Source organism: Streptomyces sp. NPDC007808 (assembly GCF_042868655.1).
Lineage (GTDB): Bacteria > Actinomycetota > Actinomycetes > Streptomycetales > Streptomycetaceae > Streptomyces.
In genome coordinates this window covers 1-20327 of record NZ_JBIAEQ010000008.1, presented here as the reverse complement: position 1 = coordinate 20327, position 20327 = coordinate 1, and the positions used below count along the sequence as shown (strand labels likewise).

14 protein-coding genes and 1 tRNA gene are annotated in these 20327 nt (G+C 73.9%); 9 read left to right on the top strand and 6 right to left on the bottom strand.

Going from position 1 to position 20327, the window contains the following annotated elements; all coding sequences use genetic code 11:
* The first annotated feature begins 8 nt into the window (after positions 1-8).
* The 3 genes from ACFYNL_RS28440 (at position 9) to ACFYNL_RS28430 (ending at position 2735) form a co-directional block, all read left to right on the top strand.
* The gene (locus ACFYNL_RS28440) at positions 9-1550 is read left to right on the top strand and encodes an aldehyde dehydrogenase family protein (RefSeq protein ID WP_388808017.1); all 1542 of its coding nucleotides are present in this window, start codon (positions 9-11) and stop codon (positions 1548-1550) included.
* 262 nt (positions 1551-1812) lie between these two features.
* Positions 1813-1897: transfer RNA gene (locus ACFYNL_RS28435), tRNA-Leu, on the top strand.
* A gap of 229 nt (positions 1898-2126) precedes the next feature.
* Entirely contained in the window at positions 2127-2735 is a 609-nt protein-coding gene (locus tag ACFYNL_RS28430) for a LuxR C-terminal-related transcriptional regulator (RefSeq protein ID WP_388808016.1), read from the top strand.
* Between the two features lie 81 nt (positions 2736-2816).
* Here ACFYNL_RS28430 and ACFYNL_RS28425 read toward each other — a convergent pair whose 3' ends face one another.
* The 4 genes from ACFYNL_RS28425 to lanKC all read right to left on the bottom strand — a co-directional run bounded on the left by ACFYNL_RS28425 (position 2817) and on the right by lanKC (position 9857).
* On the bottom strand, positions 2817-5237 hold the full coding sequence (locus tag ACFYNL_RS28425) for an ATP-binding cassette domain-containing protein (RefSeq protein WP_388808015.1): 2421 nt from the start codon (positions 5235-5237) through the stop codon (positions 2817-2819).
* The gene (locus ACFYNL_RS28420; protein ID WP_388808013.1) at positions 5234-7039 is read right to left on the bottom strand and encodes an ABC transporter ATP-binding protein; all 1806 of its coding nucleotides are present in this window, start codon (positions 7037-7039) and stop codon (positions 5234-5236) included. Before ACFYNL_RS28420 ends, ACFYNL_RS28425 begins: the two co-directional genes overlap by 4 nt.
* A gap of 73 nt (positions 7040-7112) precedes the next feature.
* Positions 7113-7238 (bottom strand): SapB/AmfS family lanthipeptide, encoded by a 126-nt coding sequence (locus ACFYNL_RS28415; RefSeq protein ID WP_388808011.1) that lies wholly within the window; start codon positions 7236-7238, stop codon positions 7113-7115.
* A gap of 6 nt (positions 7239-7244) precedes the next feature.
* Positions 7245-9857, bottom strand: coding sequence for a class III lanthionine synthetase LanKC (lanKC, locus tag ACFYNL_RS28410; RefSeq protein ID WP_388808009.1), 2613 nt, complete (start codon positions 9855-9857; stop codon positions 7245-7247).
* Positions 9858-10621: 764 nt separating this feature from the next.
* Between lanKC and fusA the strand changes: the two genes are divergently transcribed.
* Positions 10622-12670 carry an elongation factor G gene (gene fusA / locus ACFYNL_RS28405; RefSeq protein WP_388808008.1) on the top strand — a complete coding sequence of 683 codons (2049 nt, stop codon included), beginning with the start codon at positions 10622-10624 and terminating at the stop codon, positions 12668-12670.
* Between the two features lie 42 nt (positions 12671-12712).
* Here fusA and ACFYNL_RS28400 read toward each other — a convergent pair whose 3' ends face one another.
* Together ACFYNL_RS28400 and ACFYNL_RS28395 are read right to left on the bottom strand one after the other, a co-directional pair.
* Positions 12713-13105 (bottom strand): SCO5389 family protein, encoded by a 393-nt coding sequence (locus ACFYNL_RS28400; RefSeq protein ID WP_388808006.1) that lies wholly within the window; start codon positions 13103-13105, stop codon positions 12713-12715.
* Positions 13106-13245: 140 nt separating this feature from the next.
* Positions 13246-14193 (bottom strand): AAA family ATPase, encoded by a 948-nt coding sequence (locus tag ACFYNL_RS28395; RefSeq protein ID WP_388808005.1) that lies wholly within the window; start codon positions 14191-14193, stop codon positions 13246-13248.
* A 166-nt stretch (positions 14194-14359) separates the two neighbouring features.
* Here ACFYNL_RS28395 and ACFYNL_RS28390 point away from each other — a divergent pair, with 166 nt between their 5' ends.
* The 5 genes from ACFYNL_RS28390 to ACFYNL_RS28370 are packed head-to-tail and all read left to right on the top strand — an operon-like array spanning position 14360 to position 19845.
* Entirely contained in the window at positions 14360-14896 is a 537-nt protein-coding gene (locus ACFYNL_RS28390) for a GNAT family N-acetyltransferase (RefSeq protein ID WP_388808004.1), read from the top strand.
* Between the two features lie 3 nt (positions 14897-14899).
* A complete protein-coding gene (locus tag ACFYNL_RS28385) occupies positions 14900-16387 on the top strand; it encodes an ABC transporter substrate-binding protein (RefSeq protein ID WP_388808003.1) in 1488 nt (495 codons plus the stop codon).
* 3 nt (positions 16388-16390) lie between these two features.
* A complete protein-coding gene (locus ACFYNL_RS28380; protein ID WP_388808002.1) occupies positions 16391-18178 on the top strand; it encodes an ABC transporter permease subunit in 1788 nt (595 codons plus the stop codon).
* Positions 18175-19398: an MDR family MFS transporter gene (locus ACFYNL_RS28375; RefSeq protein ID WP_388808000.1), complete on the top strand. Its 1224-nt coding sequence runs from the start codon at positions 18175-18177 to the stop codon at positions 19396-19398. The genes ACFYNL_RS28380 and ACFYNL_RS28375 overlap by 4 nt, the downstream gene beginning before the upstream one ends.
* Before the next feature lie 9 nt (positions 19399-19407).
* On the top strand, positions 19408-19845 hold the full coding sequence (locus ACFYNL_RS28370; RefSeq protein WP_388807998.1) for a GNAT family N-acetyltransferase: 438 nt from the start codon (positions 19408-19410) through the stop codon (positions 19843-19845).
* Positions 19846-20327: the final 482 nt, after the last annotated feature.

Sequence of the window (20327 nt, the reverse complement as noted above, 5' to 3'; positions counted from 1 at the left end):
AGAGCACCATGGCAACCACCCTCACCCTCAAGTCCGGCACCTCCTGGACCGACGCCTGGCAGCGCTGCCTGACCGCGGCCCCGGAGGCCTTCCGCGACGACCGTGTCCTCAACCTCTGGAACTCCGCGTGGCAGGCCGACGGCCGCGCCCTGCCCGCCACCAGCCCGGTCGACGGCACCCCGATCGCCGGTCCGCCGCGCCTGGACCGGGCCACAGCCCGCCAGGCCGTACGCGCCTCGCTCGACCAGCACCGCGCCTGGCGGCACCTCCCTCTGGAGGAACGCAGCGCACGCGTCGCGGCCACCCTGGACGCACTCGTCCAGCACCGCGACCTGCTCGCCCTGCTCCTCGTCTGGGAGATCGGCAAGCCCTGGCGGCTCGCCCGGGCGGACGTCGACCGGGCCATCGACGGGGTGCGCTGGTACGTCGACGGCATCGAGCCGATGGTCGCCGGCCGGGCCCCGCTGAACGGTCCGGTCTCCAACATCGCGAGCTGGAACTACCCGATGAGCGTGCTCGTTCACGCAGTGTTGATCCAAGCGCTCGCAGGCAACGCGGTCATCGCCAAGACCCCGACCGACGGCGGTGTCGCCTGTCTGACCCTGGCGTGCGCTCTCGCCGCCCGCGAGGGGATTCCCGTCACCCTCGTCAGCGGCAGCGGGGCCGAGCTGTCGGAGGCGCTGGTGCGGGCGCCCGAGATCGGCTGCGTCTCCTTCGTCGGTGGCCGCGACACCGGCGCCGCGGTGGCCACGGCCGTCGCCGACCTCGGTAAACGACATGTACTCGAACAGGAAGGACTGAACACCTGGGGAATCTGGAACCACACGGACTGGGACGCCCTCACGGCGGTCGTCCCCAAGCTCTTCGACTACGGGAAACAGCGCTGCACGGCGTACCCGCGCTTCGTCGTCCAGCGTGAGCTGTTCGACGAGTTCCTGGCGGCCTACCTCCCGGCGGTGCGCACGCTGAAGGTGGGCCACCCGTTGGCGGTCGAGAAGCCGGACGACCCGTACCCGCGGCTGGACCTCGGTCCGGTGATCAACGCGGCCAAGGCGAAGGAGCTGCAGGATCAGGTCGCCGAGGCGATCGACCGCGGCGCCGTCCCGCTGCACCGGGGCAGGCTGTCCGACGCCCGCTTCCTGCCCGGCCAGGACACCTCGGCGTACATCCGGCCCGTCACGCTGCTGAACCCGCCGCCGTCCTCGCCGCTGCACCACGCGGAGCCGTTCGGCCCGGTCGACACCATCGTCCTGGTCGACACCGAGGCGGAGCTGCTCGCGGCGATGAACGCGTCCAACGGCGCGTTGGTCGCCACGCTGTCCACGGACGACCGGGCGACGTACGAGCGCCTGGCCCCGCAGATCCGTGCGTTCAAGGTCGGTCACGGCACACCGCGCTCCCGCGGCGACCGCGACGAACTGTTCGGCGGCTTCGGCGCGTCCTGGCGCGGGGCGTTCGTCGGTGGCGAGCTGTTGGTGCGCGCGGTGACCCAGGGGCCGGCGGGGGAGCGGCTGCCCGGGAACTTCCCGGACTACCACCTCATGCCGTGACGACGCCGGGTGGCGCCCACGCATGTCCGGAGGCGCCACCCGCGCATGTCGGAGGCGCCACCCGCGCCCCTCACGGGCGGAGGCAGCCCCCCACCTCCGGGTGACTGTTCGGTCACTCCAGGTGCAGACCCGCCGCGGCCCGACCCCGGGCTCCCGTCGGTCCGTCCCGGGGACGGATATGCAGGTGAAGGGCACTCCGAAACCTTGGTATTGTTGTCCATGTCGCCGCGGGGAACGCCCCCGGCAAGGCGGCAGACACCTAGTCCGGGTGGCGGAATGGCAGACGCGCTAGCTTGAGGTGCTAGTGCCCTTTATCGGGCGTGGGGGTTCAAGTCCCCCCTCGGACACAGATGCAGATGCAGATCATCCCAGTGTGCGGGTCGAGGTTCTCCTCGGCCCGCATCGCTGTTTTTGTCGGCCTTCCCGGGGCAGGGTGGCGAGCGAGTAGTGAGGCAAACCCGGTCATACGGGTATACAGGTATACGGGTATACGGGTGCAGATACTTCGGGAAGGCGTCGTCGGAGCAGCCGGGGGCGTGTGAGGTCTGGAGGCCGCTGTCCGGCCGGGCAGGAGCGATGTTGATCCGTGTTCTTCTCGTCGAGGAGGCAGACCTGGTGCGCGGGGCACTCGCGGCCCTGCTGACCCGGGAGAAGGACATCGAAGTCGTCCCGGGGTCACCGGAGCACCGCCACACCGTGTCGCAGGCTCTGTCGTACCGGCCCGACGTGGTCGTCATCGACGTCGACGGCGGCGACGACCACGCGCTGTGCACCTCCCTGGAGCTGGCCGCGCGGTTGCCGGAGTGCCGGACCATGCTGGTCGTCGGCTCGGCCACCCCCGACTACCTGCGGCGGGCGCTGGCCCGGCGGGTCGCGGGCCTCATCGGCAGGAACAGCCCCTGCGACCTGTTGCCCCAAGGGATCCGCCAGGTGGCGTCGGGCCAGCGGTTCATCGACCCCGGGCTCGCCCTGCTGGCGCTCTCCTCGACGGAGAACCCGCTGACCGGCAGGGAACTGGAGGTGCTGCGGCTGGCGGCGGACGGCACGCCGACGAGTGAGATCGCCGACCGGCTGTCGCTGTGCGTGGGGACTGTGCGCAACCATCTCAACGCCGTCTCCAGGAAGACCGGGGCCCGCAACCGCATCGACGCGATCCGCATCGCCCGGGAGTCCGGCTGGTTGTAGCGGGCGGCCCTCCTGGCGTGCGGCGGGCCGTCGCCGGGCGATGGCGGGTTCTCGGGCGCGTGCGCCGCGAAGATCCGCGGCTCAGCCGAGGACCCGGGACCCCGCGGCGGCGCCCGGAGCGGCCTGGGCCGCCCGGTCCCAGTGGCCGATCAGATCACGGTAGAGGGCGCAGTCGGCCAGCAGCCGGTCGTGGGTGCCCAGGCGGCAGCGGGGGCCGTCCATGACGAGGACGAGGTCGGCGCGCAGGGCGGAGCTGATGCGGTGCGCGCACACGATCAGGGTGGCGGGACGGACGGCGAACGCGTGTTCGGCGACGGCCTCGGCTGCCGGGTCGAGATGGCAGGTGGCCTCGTCCAGCAGGACCAGCGGGGCGGGCGGCAGCAGGGCGCGGACGAGGGCGATCAGCTGACGTTCACCGGCGGAGAGCAGGGCGGGGTTGAGGGATGCCCCGTAGCCGCCGAGGCGTGCCACGAGCTCCGCGGCACCGACGGCATCGACCGCCGTGTCCAGGTCGGCCCGCGTGGCCGTCGGGTGGAGGTAGGCGAAGTTCTCGCGCAGGGTCCCGGCGAAGACGTACGCCTCCTGCGGGATCAGCACGCGCGCGCGGGACAGCCGGCCGGTGTCCAGGGACCGGGCCGGGACACCGCCCAGGAGAACCTGGCCGGCCCGCGGTTCGAGCACGCCCGCGATGAGCGCGGCGAGTGTGGACTTGCCCGCGCCACTCGGGCCGACGACCGCCAGGTGTGTGCCGGTGGGGAGGGCGAGGTCGAGGTTGTCGACGACCGGATCGGCGGAGGGGGCGTAGGCGAAGGTGACGCCGCGCAGCTCGACGCTGCCGTCCGAGGGGCATGTGCCGCCCACCGCCGCTGCCCGGGACGCGCCCGCCGCACGAGGCCCCGGCCCTCGGGACGCGCCACCCGCCCTCCCGTGCGCCCCCACCACGTGCGGCGCGTCGACTCCTCCGACCGCCTCTGCCGCCCCGCGGCCCATTTCCGTCCCGGGTGCTTGCGAGGCCGTGGTTCGTCCGTCGCATCCGGACGCTTCCGCCGCCGCCTCGCTGCTCCCGGCCCCTCCGGCTGCCTCCGTCCCAGGGCTTCGGGCGGTTCCGACCGTCTCTGCCGCCTCCGGGCTTCGGGCGGTTCCGACCGTCTCTGCCGCCTCCGGGCTTCGGGCGCCTCCGACCGTCTCTGCAGCCTCCGGGCTTCGGGCGCCTCCGACCGTCTCTGCAGCCTCCGGGCTTCGGGCGCCTCCGACCGTCTCTGCAGCCTCCGGGCTCCCGGTGCCTCCGACCGTCTCTGCCGCCCCCGGGCTCCCGGCCCCTCCGACCCTCTCCGCAGCCCCAGGGCCCCCGGCCTCTCCGGCCACCCCCGCCGTCCCCGATCCTCCTACCCGTCCGGCCTTCTGACCCACCCCCTTTCCCCCGGCCCATCCGGCCTTCTGCCCCGCCCCAGTTACCGCTGCCGTTCCCCCCGCCGTTCCGGCCGCCCCCGCCGTTCCGGTCGCCCCCGCCGTTCCGGTCGCCCCCGCCGTTCCGGTCGCCCCCGCCGCCTCCCCACCTGCCGACTGCAGGATCCGGCCGACCGTGACCAGCAACCACAGCCCGCTGCCGCCGAGTCCCTGTACGAAGCCTCGCAGAGCCGGTTGCAGGCTCTGGGCCACGTAGGTCAGGGCGCCCAGGATCGCGCCGGCGGTCAGCCCGCCCCGTACCAGCCAGGGCGCCCCGGCCAGGATGAGCACTAGGGGCAGCCAGCCGCCGACGCCGAGCGCGGCCGTGCGCAAGGCGGTCAGCCGGGCCAGGGCGCGGGCCGCGCGCGCCGCCTCGTCGATGCGGGCGCCGACCCGACGCCGTACGAGGTCCTCGGCACCGCAGGCCGTCACGTCCCGCAGCCCGCCGGCCACCCTGCTCACCTGCTCGGCGATGGCCTCGTCGGCGAGCACCACGGCCCGCTGCCGGGCCGCCATCGCCCGCAGGGCCAGCAGGAAGAGCACGAGCCCCGCGACCAAGGGCGGTACGACGAACAGCAGGAAGGCCGGATCCAGCGCGGCCAGCCCGAGCAGCACGCTGACCGCCGTCACCGCGAAGCTCTGCACGAACATCACGACCGCCCCGTACGACTCGCGGGCGATCTCCACCTGCTCGGTCAGGCGGGCCACGCCCGCCGTGTCGACGGTCTGCCCGAGGCGCGCGGAGCGGCGCAGTGTGCCGGTGGTGGCGAGGGTGACCAGGTCGTCGCGGAACGGCTCGACGACCCCGGCGAGCCGGAGCGTGGCCTGCCGGGTGCCCCAGGCGCCGACGAGAACGGCGCAGGCCAGCAGGCCGAGCCAGCCGAAGCCTTCGGCGGTGCGGTCGGCGAGGAACCCGTCGTCGACGGCGCGGGCGACCAGCCAGCCGGACAGCAGCGCGGGGACGGCCTCGACCAGGGACCAGCCGGAGAGCCGTACGAACTTCCGGCGCCGCGTGCGCAGCGTGGAGCGCAGCAGGAGCCCCGGCCCGGGGCTCACGGCACGCCTCCGTCGCGTTCCGGTGCCGGCCCCCGGGCCGGTTTCGGCGCTACGCCCGTGTGCGGATCAGGGACCGGCCGCGTCCGCCCGTCGACGCCGGGCTCCGGCCGGAACACCGCCCGATACCCCTCCTGAGCCCACAGCTCCCGATGCGTCCCCACCCCCCGCACCCGCCCCGCGTCCAGCCAGACGACGACATCCGCGCGGGAGGCCGTGGAGGCTCGGTGGGTGACGACCAGGCGGGTGCGGTGGGCGAGCGGGCCGGTGCCGGTGAGGGCCTGGCGGATGTGGTGCTCGGTGACGGTGTCGAGGCTGGCCGTCACGTCGTCCAGGACCAGGAGGCGGCCGTACGGGGCGGACTGGGCGAACGCGCGGGCCAGCCCCACGCGTTGGGTCTCGCCACCGGACAGCGGGGCGGCGGCGAGCCGGGTGCCGTACCCCTCGGGCATGGTCCGCAGGAACCCGTCGGCGCGTGCCGCGGTGGCCGCCGCGCGCACCTCCCCGTCTTCCGGCGTGCGCGGCCCGAAGCCGATCGCGTCGGCGAAGGTGTCGCCCAGCAGCACCGGGCGCTCGAAGCCGTAGGCGACGGCCCGCCGCAGCTCCGCCCGCTCCAGGTCACGCAACGGCACCCCGTCGAGCCGTATCTCGCCCTCCTCCGGGTCGGCGAGCCGCCCCGCCAGCGCGGCCAGCAGGGACTTTCCCGACCCGGAGCGTCCGACGACCGCCGTCAGCGCTCCCGACGGCAGGTCGAGGCCGATGCCGTCCAGCGCGAGGCCGCCCCCGGCGGTGCGCACCGTGACCCCGCGGAACTCCAGCCGCCCGCCCCCGGACGGCAGACGTGCGGTGCCGTACGCCGCCGCCGGTTCGTCGAGCACCTCGGCGACCCGTCCCGCGGTGGCGCGGGCGAACGCCAGCCGGTGCACCGACGCCACCAGCGAACTCACGCCGGTGGCCAGGAGCACGTACCCGCCGGCGGCGAGCATCTGCCCCGGTGTGATGCGCTCACGGGCGAGTTCCCAGCCGGCCACCGCGAGCACCGCCACCTCCAGCAGGGGGACGATCGCCGCGTCCCGCGCGGAGACCCTGGCGTACGCGCGCCACATGCCCAGGCCGTGGCGGTGCAGTTCGGGCAGCGGCCGCAGCACGCGCTCGGCCTCCTGAGCCACGGTCCCGGCCGCGGTGATGGTACGGATCCCGGTGAGGGCGTCCACGAGCCGGGAGGCGATGCCGCCCTGCACGGCGAAGTAGCGGTCGTTGAGGTCGGAGACGTCGCGGACGAAGGCGCGGACCATGAGGAGGACCAGCGGCAGCCCGGCCACGAAGGTCAGGCACAGCCAGGGGTCGATGAGGGCCAGGGCGACCACGGCCCCGACCGGGGGAACCAGTTCGGTGACCGCCCACACCAGCCCCGACGGGGCGCTGCCGGCCCGCGCGGTGTTGCCCACCAGACGGGCCACCAGGTCGCCGGGGGTGTAGCGGCGGGTGGCGGGTGCGCCCAGGTCGAGGACCCGGCCGAGCAGGGTGTGCCGCAGCCACGCCGTCGAGTGGGCGTTGGCCACGGCTCCCGCGTAGTCGTCCACGGCGTCACACACCACCAGCAGGGCGACGGTGACGGCGGACAAGGTCAGCCACAGTGCCGTGTCGCCGCGACCGAGCACGGCGTCGACGGTGCGGCCCGTCACCGCGGGCAGGGCGACGTAGACGCCTGCCAGCAGGAGGGCCGTGACGGCCTGGACACCGCCCCAGGCACCGCCCCGCCGGACCGTCGCCAGCAGCAGACGGTCCGCCGCGCGTCGGTCCACCGGCTGCTCCCGGGGTCGTACGGTTCGACGAACGGGGCGGGGGCGCCTTCGTGCCCCCGCCGTGTGGGCGCAGCTAGCAGAGCAGCAGGCTGAGGAAGCTGATTCCACCACCACAGCCCTTGCTTGCCCTACTGCCGGGCGGCGGACGGTAACCGGACTCCGACTCGATGGTCAGACCCTGCAGTTCGAGGAGCGACATTGCTCTTCACCTCCTCTCTCGTACTTCTGTGGGGACGGGGAGGTCCTGGGCGGGCAGACCCGGCGTCAGGAACGGCAGCCCGGCGGGCCGGGGGTGCAGGGCGGCGGCCAGCGCGAGCAGCACCCCCGCGCCTCCGGTGGCCAGGTCCATGGACAGCCGCATCAGCTGTTCGCCGGGGAAGGCCAGATGGCCGTCCAGCACACAGGCGTGGCGGGACAGGCGGCGCACATGGCCGGCGACCACGGGGTCACGTTCGGCCGCCGTGCCGGGCGGGTGCGCACGGCTGAGGTGGAGGATCATCCCGGCGATGCCGTCGAAGAGCCCGGGTTCGATGTAGAACGAGGCCCTGGCGGCCCTGCGGATCGTCTCGGCTGCGGACGCGAACCGGTCGTCCGCGCGGTGGGCCAGGTAGTCGTCGAGGACCATGCCGATGCCCACGCTGCCGTCGGCGAGGTAGGGCATGGTGCGCCAGCCCTCGTTCACCTCCATCGACACCTCCTCGCGCACGACGCAGCGCCTCAGGTCCTGGCGCAGTGCGGTGGCGGCCAGGTCGAGGAGCGCCGGGTCGCCGCTGTGGTCGTACAGGCGCAGGAACATCAGCGCGGGGCCGGACGACCCGTACATCAGCCCGGCTCTCGGGTGGGCGCCACCGCTGATCTCCGGTACGGCGTCGACCGGACCCAGGCGGTCGGCGACCGACTGCGCCACGCACAGGGCGGCGTCACGGAAGGCCGCGTCGCCGGTGGTCGTAGCGAAGTGGAGCAGGTCGAGCCCGATACCGGACAGGCCGCCCTTGAGGTCCAGGGCCAGGGTCTCCCAGCGCTCGCCCAGGCACATGTCGAGGACCTTGACGGCCTCCTCGTGGTGCCCGAGGTGATCGAGCACGAAGGCGACGCCGTGCAGGCCGTCGTAGAGCCCGAGCCGGGTGCCGGACTCCGGGTGGAGCGCATGCCGGATCAGCCAGTCCTCGTGGCCGGGGTGGCGTCCGGCGCCCGCCACGTCCAGCGCGTACAGCACGCCCGCCGCGCCGTGGGCCATGCCGAGGCCGCCGCCCGGGGTGGCGAACTGCTCGATGTCGCCGGGGAAGAGCCGGTCGTCGCGCTCGGGTGCGGCGGCGGCCAGGACGGCGGCGCTGATCGACTCCCGGGCACGCAGCCAGCCGGACCGGTCGGGTTCCAGCCGGGGCTCGTCGTCCGCCCCGGCGTACATACCGCCGTCACCGGTCACCGTGCGGACGGCCGAGTCCAGGAACGGGCCGGGGACGGGGAACAGCCGTGCGGCTTCCCTGGCGAGCTGGCCCGCTTTGCCGTCGTCCAGCTCGATGAGCCCGGTGAGCGGCATGAACAGGGAGAGCCGCAGACAGGCCAGCGCGTGCCGGTCGATGTCGAAGCCGGTGACGCCCTTCGGGGCGAGAAAGCCCGGGGCCGCCAGAACCTGCTGCCGTGCGTCGGCCACGTCCGACGCTCCCTCGAAGTCGATGAGGACGACGCCGCCTTCGGGCCGGACCAGGATGTTGAACGTGTGGACGTCGCCCATCACGACGCCCCGGTCGTGGACCGCGGCGACCGCCTCCTCCACCTGCCGGAACACATCGAGGGCCCAGGAGGTGTAGGCCGCGAAGTCGGCCGGGGCCGGGTCCAGCGCGGCGAGCGGATAGCGCTCGACGAACATCGTGTGCAGGGGGGTGCCCTCGATGAACTCCTCGACGACGAAGTGGTGTCCGCCCAGTTCGAAGTGATCCCGCAGGGCGGGAACACAGGGGAGGCCCCGCAGCCGTTCCAGGGCCGCCCGTTCCCGTCCCAGCCGGGTGACGGCGTCCGCGCCGTCCGGGGTGAGTCCCGCGTGGGGCCGTGCCTCCTTGAGGACCACCCGCTCCTCGGTGCGGGTGTCCACCGCGGCGTACAGACCACCGCCGTTGGAGAAGTGCAGTGCCCTCTCGATCCGGTACGGCAGGTCGGCGACCGTGGTCCGCTGACGTTCGGCGAGGTGCGGTTCGAGGAAGGCCGGCAGCCGCACCCATTCCGGCACCTGGAAGGTGGGGCCGCGCACGTCCGGCACCAGCCGGCCGGAGGGATCCTCCAGCGCCTGCTCCACGACCCCGTCGGCGGACACGCAGTGCCGGTCGGCGAAGCCCCCGTACCGCACATAGAGCGGCCCCGCCCCCCAGCGCAGGTCGCTGAGGATGTACGGCCCCGGCAAGCCGTCGAGGACGGTGCCCAGCTCTCCGAGCACGCGCTCGCACTGCGCCTCGTCCCCGGGATAGACGGTCACGAACTTCCCGCTGGACCCGCGGTGCGCGTACTTCGCGTTGGCGAGGAACAGGGTCTGCCGCGCCGGAAGGAACTTGAAGGCGATACGGCGCGGTACGCAGTAGTCCCACACCGCGTCGAGGACCTTCTGCGCGTTGTCCAGGCAGGCCGAGACATGGATCTTCCACCCCTGGGGCGGGAGCGTCGTACCTGCGGGCCGCAGGACCACCCAGTCGCCGAGTTCCGTGCGCGTCCACGACGCGGGGGCGGGGAGCGACGTCTGACGGAAGTGGCCACGCGTCCGACCGTGGGACGGCGTGTCGTAGAAATGCGGGTGGGTGAGGCAGTACACCTCGTACCGCTTGTCCACGGAAAGCCTCCAGTCGGGGCGCTCCGATCGGGCGCGCTCTCCTTGTCGGCGGTGCCTCGCCGCGGGACGGGGCCGTGGCGCAGAACGGGCAGACGAGCCGGTGCGGCCGCCTGGCCTGCGCCTTTCATCTCTCACGATGGCAGACCAGAGGACCGCGGACATCGATCGTCTGTCACCGGAAGGCCATGAGATTCCCACGGTCCGTCTGTGCGGATGGCACACCCGGGGAAAGCCCGGCCGGGTTTACCCGGTGGCGCGTCTCACGTCGTCACCTTCCGCCGACCGGGGCCCGCCGGCGGAACGCACTCCTGCGTCCGCGAGGCGGCCCGCGGTCCGTCCGACGCGGGTCCGGCCATCACGGTCGATACGACCAGGAGGCTCCGCTCCGGCACCGCCGCCGGGAAAATCGCGTGCCCGGGCCTGGCGCCCCTCCCTAGACTCACCGCATCATCACGCGCCGCCACCACCCGGCGGCGCGTCGCCGTGACGAGTCGAGGGGAGCCGGGCCATGCGTGTCAGCACCGCTGCCGTCGTCTCCCCCTGCGGCTACGAGGTGATCCTCGTGTCCTCGTCCGCCCGGTGCCCGCTGCGCGGCCGGCACCGGATGCCCGTGACGAGCATCTGAGAGCGCCCGAACACGTCGACTCCCCGCTACCTTCGCCGATCTGACGGTGCGGCGGACGAGGCACACGTGCGTCACCGTACCCGTCCGGGAATCGCGCTGACCTCTTTCCGTTTCCGGAACACCCGAAAGGCCAAGGGCCGTGCGCACCAACCCCACCACCCTCGCCGTCGTCCGCAACCTCGGCATCCTCGCCCACGTCGACGCAGGTAAGACCACCGTCACCGAGCGGATCCTGTACGCCACCGGCACCACCCACAAGCGCGGCGAGGTCCACGACGGCACCACCGTCACCGACTTCGACCCCCAGGAGCGCGATCGCGGCATCACCATCTTCGCGGCGGCGGTCAGCTGCGCCTGGGACGGCCACCGGATCAACCTCATCGACACCCCCGGGCATGTCGACTTCGCCGACGAGGTGGAGCGTTCGCTGCGTGTCCTCGACGGCGCGGTCGCGGTGTTCGACGCCGTCGCGGGGGTCGAGCCGCAGAGCGAGTCGGTGTGGCGGCAGGCCGACCGGCACGGCGTGCCGAGGATCGCGTTCGTCAACAAGCTGGACCGCGCCGGAGCCGACCTCGACACGGCGGTCGACTCCATCCGGGAGCGGCTCCACCCGGCGCCGCTGGTGGTGCAGTTGCCCATCGGTGCCGAGGACTCCTTCCGCGGAGTCGTGGACCTCGTACGGATGCGGGCGCTGGTGTGGGCCGACGGCGCCGACACCGCCGTGGAGCAGCCGGTGCCGGCGGAGTTGCGGGACCAGGCCCACCGGCGTCGCCGGCTCCTGGAGGAGTCGGTTGCCGAACTGCACCCCGGCGCGCTGGAGGAGTTCTGCGCGCGGTCCACGGTCTCGCCGCAGACCCTCGCGACCGCGCTGCGCGACCTGACCGGCAGCGGTGAGGGCGTGGTCGTGCTGTGCGGCTCGGCCTACCGCAACCGCGGGATCGAGCCGTTGCTCGACGCGGTGGTGGCGTATCTGCCCTCGCCGCTCGACGTGCCGGCCGTGCGCGGCCTTGGCGAGAGCACCGAGGAAGAGCGGCCCGCCGACCCGGCGGCACCGTTCGCCGCGCTGGCGTTCAAGGTGAGCGCGGCGCAGACAGGGCGGCTCACCTTCCTGCGCGTGTACGCGGGAACGATGGAGAAAGGAGACACCGTGCTGGACGCGGGCACGGGACACAGCGAGCGGATCGGCCGGATCCTGCGCGTGCAGGCCGACCGGCACGCCCAGGTCGACCGGGCGATCGCCGGTGACATCGTGGCCGTCGTCGGCCTGAAGTCGGCGCGCCCGGGGGCCACCCTGTGCGCGCCGGACGCCCCGCTCGTCCTCGAACCGCCCGGTGTGGCCGATCCCGTGGTGTCCGTGGCGGTCGAGGCGCGCAGGTCCACCGACACCGGCCGGCTGGCCTCGGCGCTGGCGCGGCTGGCGGAGGAGGACCCGTCGCTGGTCGTGCGGACCGACGCCGAGACCGGGCAGACGGTCCTGTCGGGCCTGGGCGAACTGCATCTGGAGGTCGCCGTGGAGAAGATCCGCCGGGACGCCGGGCTGGACGTCAACGTCGGCCGCCCTCGCGTCTCCTACCGGGAGACGGTCGGCCGCGGGGTGTCCGGCTTCGTCTTCCGGCACGTCAAACAGGACGGTGGCGCCGGGCAGTTCGCGCATGTCGTCCTCGACGTGGAACCGCTGGCGGCGGGATCCGGCTTCGAGTTCCGCTCGGCCGTCGTCGGCGGTCGCGTACCGCAGGAGTACGTGCGTGCCGTGGAGGCCGGCTGCCGCGACGCCCTGGCCGAGGGCCCGCTCGGCGGTCACCCGGTGACCGGCCTGCGCGTCACCCTCACCGACGGGGCGACCCATGTGAAGGACTCCTCCGACACGGCGTTCCGCACGGCGGGCCGGCTCGGTCTGCGCGAGGCCCTGCGCACCTGCGCGATGGTCCTCCTGGAGCCGGTCGTCGAGGTCACGGTCACCGTGCCCGAGGAAGCGGTCGGCACCGTCCTCGGCGACCTGGCCGCACGTCGGGGCCGGGTGACGGGCTCGGCGGTCAGGGCGGGCGCGTCGATCGTGACGGCGACGGTGCCGCTGGCCGAACTGTTCGGCTACGCGACACGGCTGCGCAGCCGGACACAGGGGCGCGGGACGTTCACGGCCCGGCCGACCGGGTACGCGGCGGCGCCGGTGACGTCCGCGGCGCGGTAGCGCGACGGGCGGCCCCTCCTCGGCGGGGGCCGCCCGGCGGGATCAGCAGTCACGGAACTCCGGCGACTGGTTCAGCACCTGCGACCGCACGGACGTGAACCGCGCGTACGTCTGCGACTCCCGTGCCTCCGGCCGGAACGCCGCCACACGGTGGCAGTTCTGGAAGGCGAGGGTGATGCCGAAGTGCCGCTCCAGGCTGCCGCGGATGGCGTCACTGGCGAGGGCGCGCAGGAGTTGGCCGCGTTCCCGCTCCGACGGGGGAGGGGTCTGGTTGTCGGTGAACTCGGCCGTTCCGTCGCGCAGTTCGGTGGCCAGGGAGGCGATCAGGTCGTAGGCGTACGGCAGCGAGGTGCGGACCGTGTCCACGAAGTCCTCCTCGCGGATGTCACCGTGTTCGGCTTCGGCGAGGAGCTCGGGGGAGACGTCGAGGGACATGTCTGTGGGTTCCTGTTCGGTGAGAGGGCGGTGAGAGGGCGTGGAGAGGGCGTGAGAGGGCGGCGAGAGGGCGGTCCGGGGACGACGAGGGGGCGACGAGGGGACCGTGAGGGTGATGAAAGGTCTTGCCGGGACCGGCGTCAGGCCAGGGCCGCCGGTCCCGGCACGAACTCCGGGTCCACCTGCACGGCGAGGTCCTCGCCCGTCCTCGCGTCCCCCCAGGCCCGCGCGTTGCGCAGATGGAACTCGACGGCGTGGCGGTGCGTGGTCGGCCAGTCCTTGGGGTGGGCGTCGACCGCCTCACGCAGGACGTTCAGGGCGTGGACGTTGGCGGACTCCAGCGCGCCCTGCTCCCGGCCCTGTTCGGCCGCGCGGACGTAGGGGGAGTGGACCAGGTGGGTGAGGAGGTCGTCGCCCACCTCCTCCTTGAGGAAGAGCAGATCGTCCTCGCCCGTCACCTTGTTGCCGACGACCGCGACGCGGATGCCGAACTCGCGGGCGTGGTCGCGGTACTGGCGGTAGACGGAGACACCCTTGCGGGTGGGTTCCGCCACCAGGAAGGTCATGTCGAAGCGGGTGAACAGGCCCGAGGCGAAGGCGTCCGCGCCCGCCGTCATGTCGACCACCACGTACTCGCCGGGGCCGTCGACCAGGTGGCTCAGGTAGAGCTCGACCCCGCCGAGCTTGGAGTGGTAGCAGGCCACCCCGAGGTCGCTCTCGTCGAACTCGCCCGTCACCATCACCGGCACGTCCCCGACCCGCCGCACGTGCCGCGTGTGCAGTTCGTCGTCGCCGAGCAGGGTCAGCAGACGGGAGCCGCTGCCGGGCGGGGTCGTCTTGATCATGGCGTCGGCGGAGGTGATCCGCGGGTTGGTACCGCGCAGGTACTCCTTGATGTCCCGCAGGTGCGCGCCGAGGGGCGGGGCGTCCAGGGGCTCTCCCTCGTGGCCCAGCGTCTGCGCGAGGTGCTGGTTGATGTCGCCGTCGATGGCCAGCACGGTGGCACCGGAGCGGGCCAGGTGGCGGGAGAAGAGCGCCGACAGGGTGGTCTTGCCGCTGCCGCCCTTGCCGACGAAAGCAATACGCATCAGCAACCCGCCTTCGCACCCAGAGTACACTTGTTGAAAATGGATGTCATGTGACCAGGTTGTCCGCGCCGCTGATCACTGTCAAATCGCCTGGCCGACAGGGGAGTTGATGAAGTGGCCGGGCCGGCCGTGATCGACTTCCGCACTTAATGCATATGATGTGCAAGTGCACGACTACAGCATCAGGGCGGCTCGCCCGGACGATCTGGACGGTGCGCGAGCCCTGATGCTCGACACCGTCTACCGCGACTTCGGCACCGGCTATGTGCCCCGCTGGCACGCGGACATCATCGACCCGGCCGCCGCCTACCTCGCCTCGCCCCGCCACACCCTCCTCGTCGCCGTCGACCCGCGCGGACAGGAGGTCGTGGCCACGGCGGCCCTCGACTCACGCGGCCCGGCCCACCCCCCGAACCCCCGCGAGCTCGCCGAGCGCTACCCCAGCGGCGAGACCGCGCAGCTGCGCCGCGTCTACGTCCGCCCCGAGCACCGCCGGCGCGGTCTCGCCCGGCGCCTCGTCGACGAACTGCTCGCCTTCGCGGCCGCGGACGGCGGCTACCGCGCGGTCTATCTGCACACCGACCCCAAGGTGCCCGGGGCCGAGAGCTTCTGGCGCTCGCTCGGCAGGGTCGTGCACGACGAACGCGAGGACCTCGACGGCGGCGAGGACGTCGTCCACTTCGAGATACCGATGGAGCGATAGACCGTGCGCCGACTCCGCCCGCTCCTCGCCCTCGTCCTGGCCCCCGTACTCACCGCCTGCTTCGCCCCCGGCGGCGACGGCGCCGCGGGCGCCTCCCCGGACGGGACCCGCCTGCGTGTCGCCCTGGCCTTCCCGCCCGCCGAGAACCTCTCGCCGTACGGTGCGGACGCCACGATCCTCAGCCGCCTCGGCGTCACCGAGGGCCTGACCGCGCTGGACGCCAACGGCGCCGCCGCGCCCGCCCTCGCCGCCTCCTGGCGCCGGGAGAACGACCGCTCCTGGCTGTTCACCCTGCGCGAGGCCACCTTCCAGGACGGTTCCACCGTCACCCCGGCCGCCGTCGCCACCGCCCTCTCCCACGCCGCCCGCGCCAAGCCCGTCCCCGCCGCCCTCGCCGGCGTCGCCTTCACCGCGAAGGCCGAGGGCGGCGAGCGCGTACGGATCACCACCGAGAAGCCCGACCCCGTCCTTCCGCTGCGCCTGTCCAGCCCCTCCCTGGCCATCCTCTCCACCAAGGCGTACGACAAGAAGGACAAGGCCGACCCGGTCGGCACCGCCACCGGGCCCTTCGAACTCACCGAGGTCACGGGGACCACCGCGGCCACCCTCGACCGCTACGACGACTACTGGGGCGGCCGTGCCCAGGCCACCGGAGTCGACGTGAAGTTCGTCGCCGACGGCACCGCCCGCGCGAGCGCGCTGCGCACCAAGCAGGTCGACCTCGCCGAGGCCGTCCCCGTCGCCCAGGCCGCCACCCTCGACAAGGGCACCCGCGAGGCGACCGCCACGACCCGCACCACGAGCCTGCTCCTCAACACCCGAAAGGGCCCCTTCAAGGACGCGGCGCTGCGGGCCGCGGCCCGTGAGGCCGTCGACACCTCCGTCCTCGCCGAGGACGTCTACGAGGGCTACGCCGACGCGGGCGCGGGCATCTACGGGCCCGCCGTCACCTGGGCCGCCGGCAAGCGGACCGAGCCGGTGGGGCGCGCGAAGGCGGGCCGGCCCGACGGGACCCGGATCACCCTCGCCACCTACGACAACCGGCCCGAACTCCCGGAGGTCGCCCAGGTGCTGAAGCAGCAGCTGGAGAAGGCCGGGTTCGAGGTCACCCTGGAGGTGCGCGAGTACTCACGGCTGGAGAGCGACGCGCTGGACGGCAGGTTCGACGCGTTCGTCGGCGCCCGCAACAGCCTGGTCGACACCGGCGACCCGGTCGCGGTCCTCGCCAGTGACTACACCTGCGACGGCGGCTACAACCTCGCCCTGCTCTGCGACAAGCGCGTCGACCGTGCCGTGGCGAAGGCCGCGGACATCGCCGACACCGCCGAGCGGCAGGACGCCGCCATGGCGGCCGAGGCGCGGATCCTCGGCACGGACGCCGTCGTACCCCTGGTCCACCAGCGCATCATCACCGGCGTCGCGACCTCGGTGCGCGGCGCGCTCCTCGACCCGTACGAGCGCACCCTCGTCGGCATCGGCACCCGGCGCTGACCCGTGCGACGCCGAACAGTCACGCTCCTGTGGCGTGCGGGGATCGCCGCCGCACTGGTGTGTGCCATCGGCGTACTGCCCTGGCTGTCACACACCGACCCCGCGCTCACCGTGCTCAAGGCCCGGTCCGCCGACCGGGATCCCACGCCCCAGGTGCTGGCGGACATCCGCGCCCAGCTCGGCCTTGGCGTCGGACCGCTGCGACTGCTCGGCCAGTGGCTGGGCGGGCTGTGGCGCGGGGACGCCGGACGGTCCTGGATCTCCGGTGGCGAGGTCACGCCCGCCGTGCTCCAAGCCCTCGGCGTCTCCCTGCTGCTGATGGCGGTGGCCCTGGTCGCCGCCGCCGTCACCGCCGGGCTGATCTGCGCCCGCACCCTGTGGCTGGGCGCCCACCGCCGACTCGACGGGCGGCGCGCGGGCGGCAGCGCCTCCGCCGTCCTCGCCGCACTGCCCGAGTTCCTCACCGCGTCCGTGCTCGCCACCGTCGTCGGCGTGCAGCTCGGCTGGCTGCCGGCTCTCGGCTGGTACGGACCCCGGTGGACGGTCCTGCCCGCCCTCGCCCTCGGCCTGCCCGCCGGGGCCGTCCTCGGCCGGCTCCTCGACGATCTGCTGCCCGGCGCGTTCGACGAACCCTGGGCCCTGGCCGCCACCGCCCGCGGACTGCCCGGCCACGCCGTCGCCCGTCAGGCCCTGCGCCGCTGCCTGCCCGGGCTGCTGCCCAACACCGGCCTGTTCGTCGTAGGACTGACCGGCGGATCGGTCACCGTGGAACAGATCTTCGACATCCCCGGCCTCGGCCGCACCACCCTCCAGGCCGCCCTCGCCCAGGACCTGCCCGTCCTGCAGGCCGGCACCCTGGCCCTCGTCCTGCTCGCCGCAGCCGCCGCCGGACTGGCCCACCTCCTCACGCGTACGCTGATCGGCCCGGCGCTGCGCGACGGCGCGCTGCCGTCCCTGCACCGCCCGGCGCCCCCCGCACACAGGGTCCTGCCCTTCGTGTACGGCGGTCTGCTGCTCGGCGTCATCACCCTCGGCCTGCCCCGCGACCCCCTGGCCCTCGACACCGCCGAGCGACTGACGGCACCCTCCCTCGCGCACCCGTTCGGCACGGACGCGCTCGGCAGGGACGTCCTGGCCCGCGTCGGCCACGGCGCTCTCGACACCCTGCTGCTCGCACTCGCGATCACCGCCGTCACCCTGCTCACCGGAGTGGCGCTCGGCCTGCTGCCCCGGCTGTCCGGCCCGCTCGTCGACACCGTCACCGCGCTGCCGCCGGTCCTGGTCGCCCTGCTGGTCACCGCGGTCGTGGGCAGTGGAACCGCCACGCCCGCGCTCGCCGTGGCCGCCGTCGCATGGGCGCCGCTCGCCGCCCACACCTCCGCGCTCCTGGGGCAGGAACGCGCCGCCCTCCACCTCACCGCGACCCGCGCCCTGGGGGCCGGTCCCTGGTACCTGCTGCGCCACGAACTGCTGCCCGCCGTAGTGCCGCCCGTCATCCGGCACGCGCTGCTCCGCCTGCCCGGCATCGCCCTCGCGCTCGCCTCGCTGGCCTTCCTCGGCCTCGGCGCGCAGCCGCCGTCCCCGGAGTGGGGTCTGCTCCTCGCCGAGAACCAGCCCTACGCCGAGCGCGCGCCCTGGGCGGTCCTCGCCCCCGCGGCCGTACTCGCGCTGCTGGGGGCGTTGGCCGTGACGGCCGCCGGCGGAGTACGGCGCCGGCGCCGCGCGGCCCGGCCCGCCCCACCGCCGTCCGAAAAGACCTCACACACCCGAGAATTGGTGACCACCCGATGACTTCGTTGGCAGTCGGCCTGCGCAAGGCGCCCGACCGTCCCCGGCTCTCCCCCCTGCTCCGTCTCCTCATCGGCACCCAACTCGCCTTCAACATCGGCTTCTACGCGGTCCTGCCCTTCCTCGCCGAGCACCTGGGGCAGGGCATCGGCATGGCCGGCTGGCTGGTCGGGTTCGTGCTGGGGCTGCGGACCTTCAGCCAGCAGGGGCTGTTCGTGGTGGGCGGCGCACTGGCCGACCGGTACGGCATCCGACCGGTCGTACTGGCCGGATGCGTCCTGCGGATCGCCGGGTTCGCATGGCTCGGGTACGCGGCGCAGACCTGGTCCGTCATCGGGGCGGTGCTGGTGATCGGGCTCGCCGCCGCGCTGTTCTCGCCCGCCGTCGAGTCCGAGGTGGCCCGGCAGGCCGTGCTGTGGGAGGAGTCGGGCGGCGGCTCGCGCACCCGCGTCCTCGCGCTGCTGACGGTGGCCGGGCAGGCGGGCGCGTTCGTCGGGCCGCTGCTCGGCGCCCTGCTGCTGTCGATCGACTTCCGCACGGTCTGTCTGGCCGGCGCCGGCGTCTTCGTCCTCGTCCTCGCCGGACACGCCTGGCTGCTGCCGCAGCACATACCCGGGCGCGACCGCGTGGAACTCCGCGGGGGCATGGGCAAGCTGCTCCGCAACCGCCGCTTCCTCGCCCTGTGCTGCGCGTACGGCGCCTACCTGCTCGCCTACAACCAGCTCTACCTCGCCCTCCCCGACGAGGTGGAGCGCGCCATGGGCTCTCAGGCGCCGGTGGCCTGGCTGTTCGCGCTGTCCTCGCTGCTCGTGGTGGCCGCCCAGCTGCCGGTCACACGCTGGGTGGGGGAACGGCTCAGCCTGCGCCGGTCGATGGTCGCGGGGCTGCTGCTGATCGCCGTGGGCTTCGCGGTCGTGGCCGCGGCACGCCCCGCCGGCTGGACCGGCACGCTCGGCCTGCTGCCCGCGGCCGGCTTCGTCGTCCTGCTCACCTTCGGCCAGATGCTCGTCGCCCCGGTCGCCCGAGCGTGGGTCCCCGACCTGGCCGAGGAGGGCCGACTCGGCCTCTACACCGGCGCGTTGTCCTCGGTGTCCGGCCTGATCGTCCTCGCCGGCAGCTCAGCGACCGGCACCCTCCTGGACACCGGCCTCCCGACGGCCGTGCCCTGGCTGGTCCTGGCGGCGGTCCCGGCCCTGGCGATCACGCTGCTGCCCCGCCGGTAGGGTCCCGTCATGGACGTTCAGGTGGAGGTCGCCCGGGAGGCGAACGCGGAGCTGGTGTCCGCCTTCGCCAGGCTGCTGCCCCAGCTGTCGCGGACCGCGCACTCCCTCGACGCCGCGGCGGTCGACCGGATCGTGCGGTGCGACACCAACACCGTGCTGGTCGCACGGGCGGACGGCGACATCGTCGGAACCCTGACCCTTGTGACGACCCCGCTGCCCGCAGGCCTGCGCGCCCGGATCGAGGACGTGGTGGTCGACGGTGCCGCGCGCGGCCACGGGGTCGCCGGTCTGCTCATGCGCGAGGCGGTGCGTCTGGCACGGGAGTCGGGGGCGCGGACCGTGGACCTGACCTCGCGGCCGGACCGGGCCGCGGCCAACCGGCTGTACGAACGCCTCGGCTTCGCGGCGAGGGAGTCGACGGTGTACCGGATGCCGCTCGACGACTGACCACTCGGCGCGCCACCGGCTGCGGGCCGGAGTGGCCGCGAGCGGGTGGGCCGCGCGGCCCGGCGCTGCCGGGGCACCGCTGCGCCCACCCGTGCCGCCCCAGCGGCACGACTGCCCGCAGCTACGACCGGCGGCCTCGGTCCACGGGCCCGGAGCTACGGCTGGTCTTGGTCCACGGGCCCGGAGCCTACGGCCGACCCACCGACCCACCGGCTCACCGACCCACCGGCCCGGAGCTATTTACCGGTCGCCCAACCGGGCCCGCAGCCGCGTACGGCGGTAAGGGGCCGTGCCGGGGGGTGCCCGCCCGCAGTGACCGGCGTCAAGAAACAGCACTTCTCCGACGTACCCCCACCGCCGGTCCGAGGACGGACACCCCCCGGCACGGCCCCCCCCCCCCCCCCCCCCCCCCCCCCCCCCCCCCCCCCCCCCCCCCCCCCCCCCCCCCCCCCCCCCCCCCCCCCCCCCCCCCCCCCCCCCCC

Coding starts and splice junctions, on each gene's coding strand:
- ACFYNL_RS28415 (WP_388808011.1), bottom strand. CDS start 7,238: ATGTCGCTCCTCGAACTGCAGGGTCTGACCATCGAGTCGGAGTCCGGT.
- ACFYNL_RS28430 (WP_388808016.1), top strand. CDS start 2,127: ATGTTGATCCGTGTTCTTCTCGTCGAGGAGGCAGACCTGGTGCGCGGG.
- ACFYNL_RS28400 (WP_388808006.1), bottom strand. CDS start 13,105: ATGTCCCTCGACGTCTCCCCCGAGCTCCTCGCCGAAGCCGAACACGGT.
- ACFYNL_RS28370 (WP_388807998.1), top strand. CDS start 19,408: ATGGACGTTCAGGTGGAGGTCGCCCGGGAGGCGAACGCGGAGCTGGTG.
- ACFYNL_RS28440 (WP_388808017.1), top strand. CDS start 9: ATGGCAACCACCCTCACCCTCAAGTCCGGCACCTCCTGGACCGACGCC.
- ACFYNL_RS28375 (WP_388808000.1), top strand. CDS start 18,175: ATGACTTCGTTGGCAGTCGGCCTGCGCAAGGCGCCCGACCGTCCCCGG.
- ACFYNL_RS28395 (WP_388808005.1), bottom strand. CDS start 14,193: ATGCGTATTGCTTTCGTCGGCAAGGGCGGCAGCGGCAAGACCACCCTG.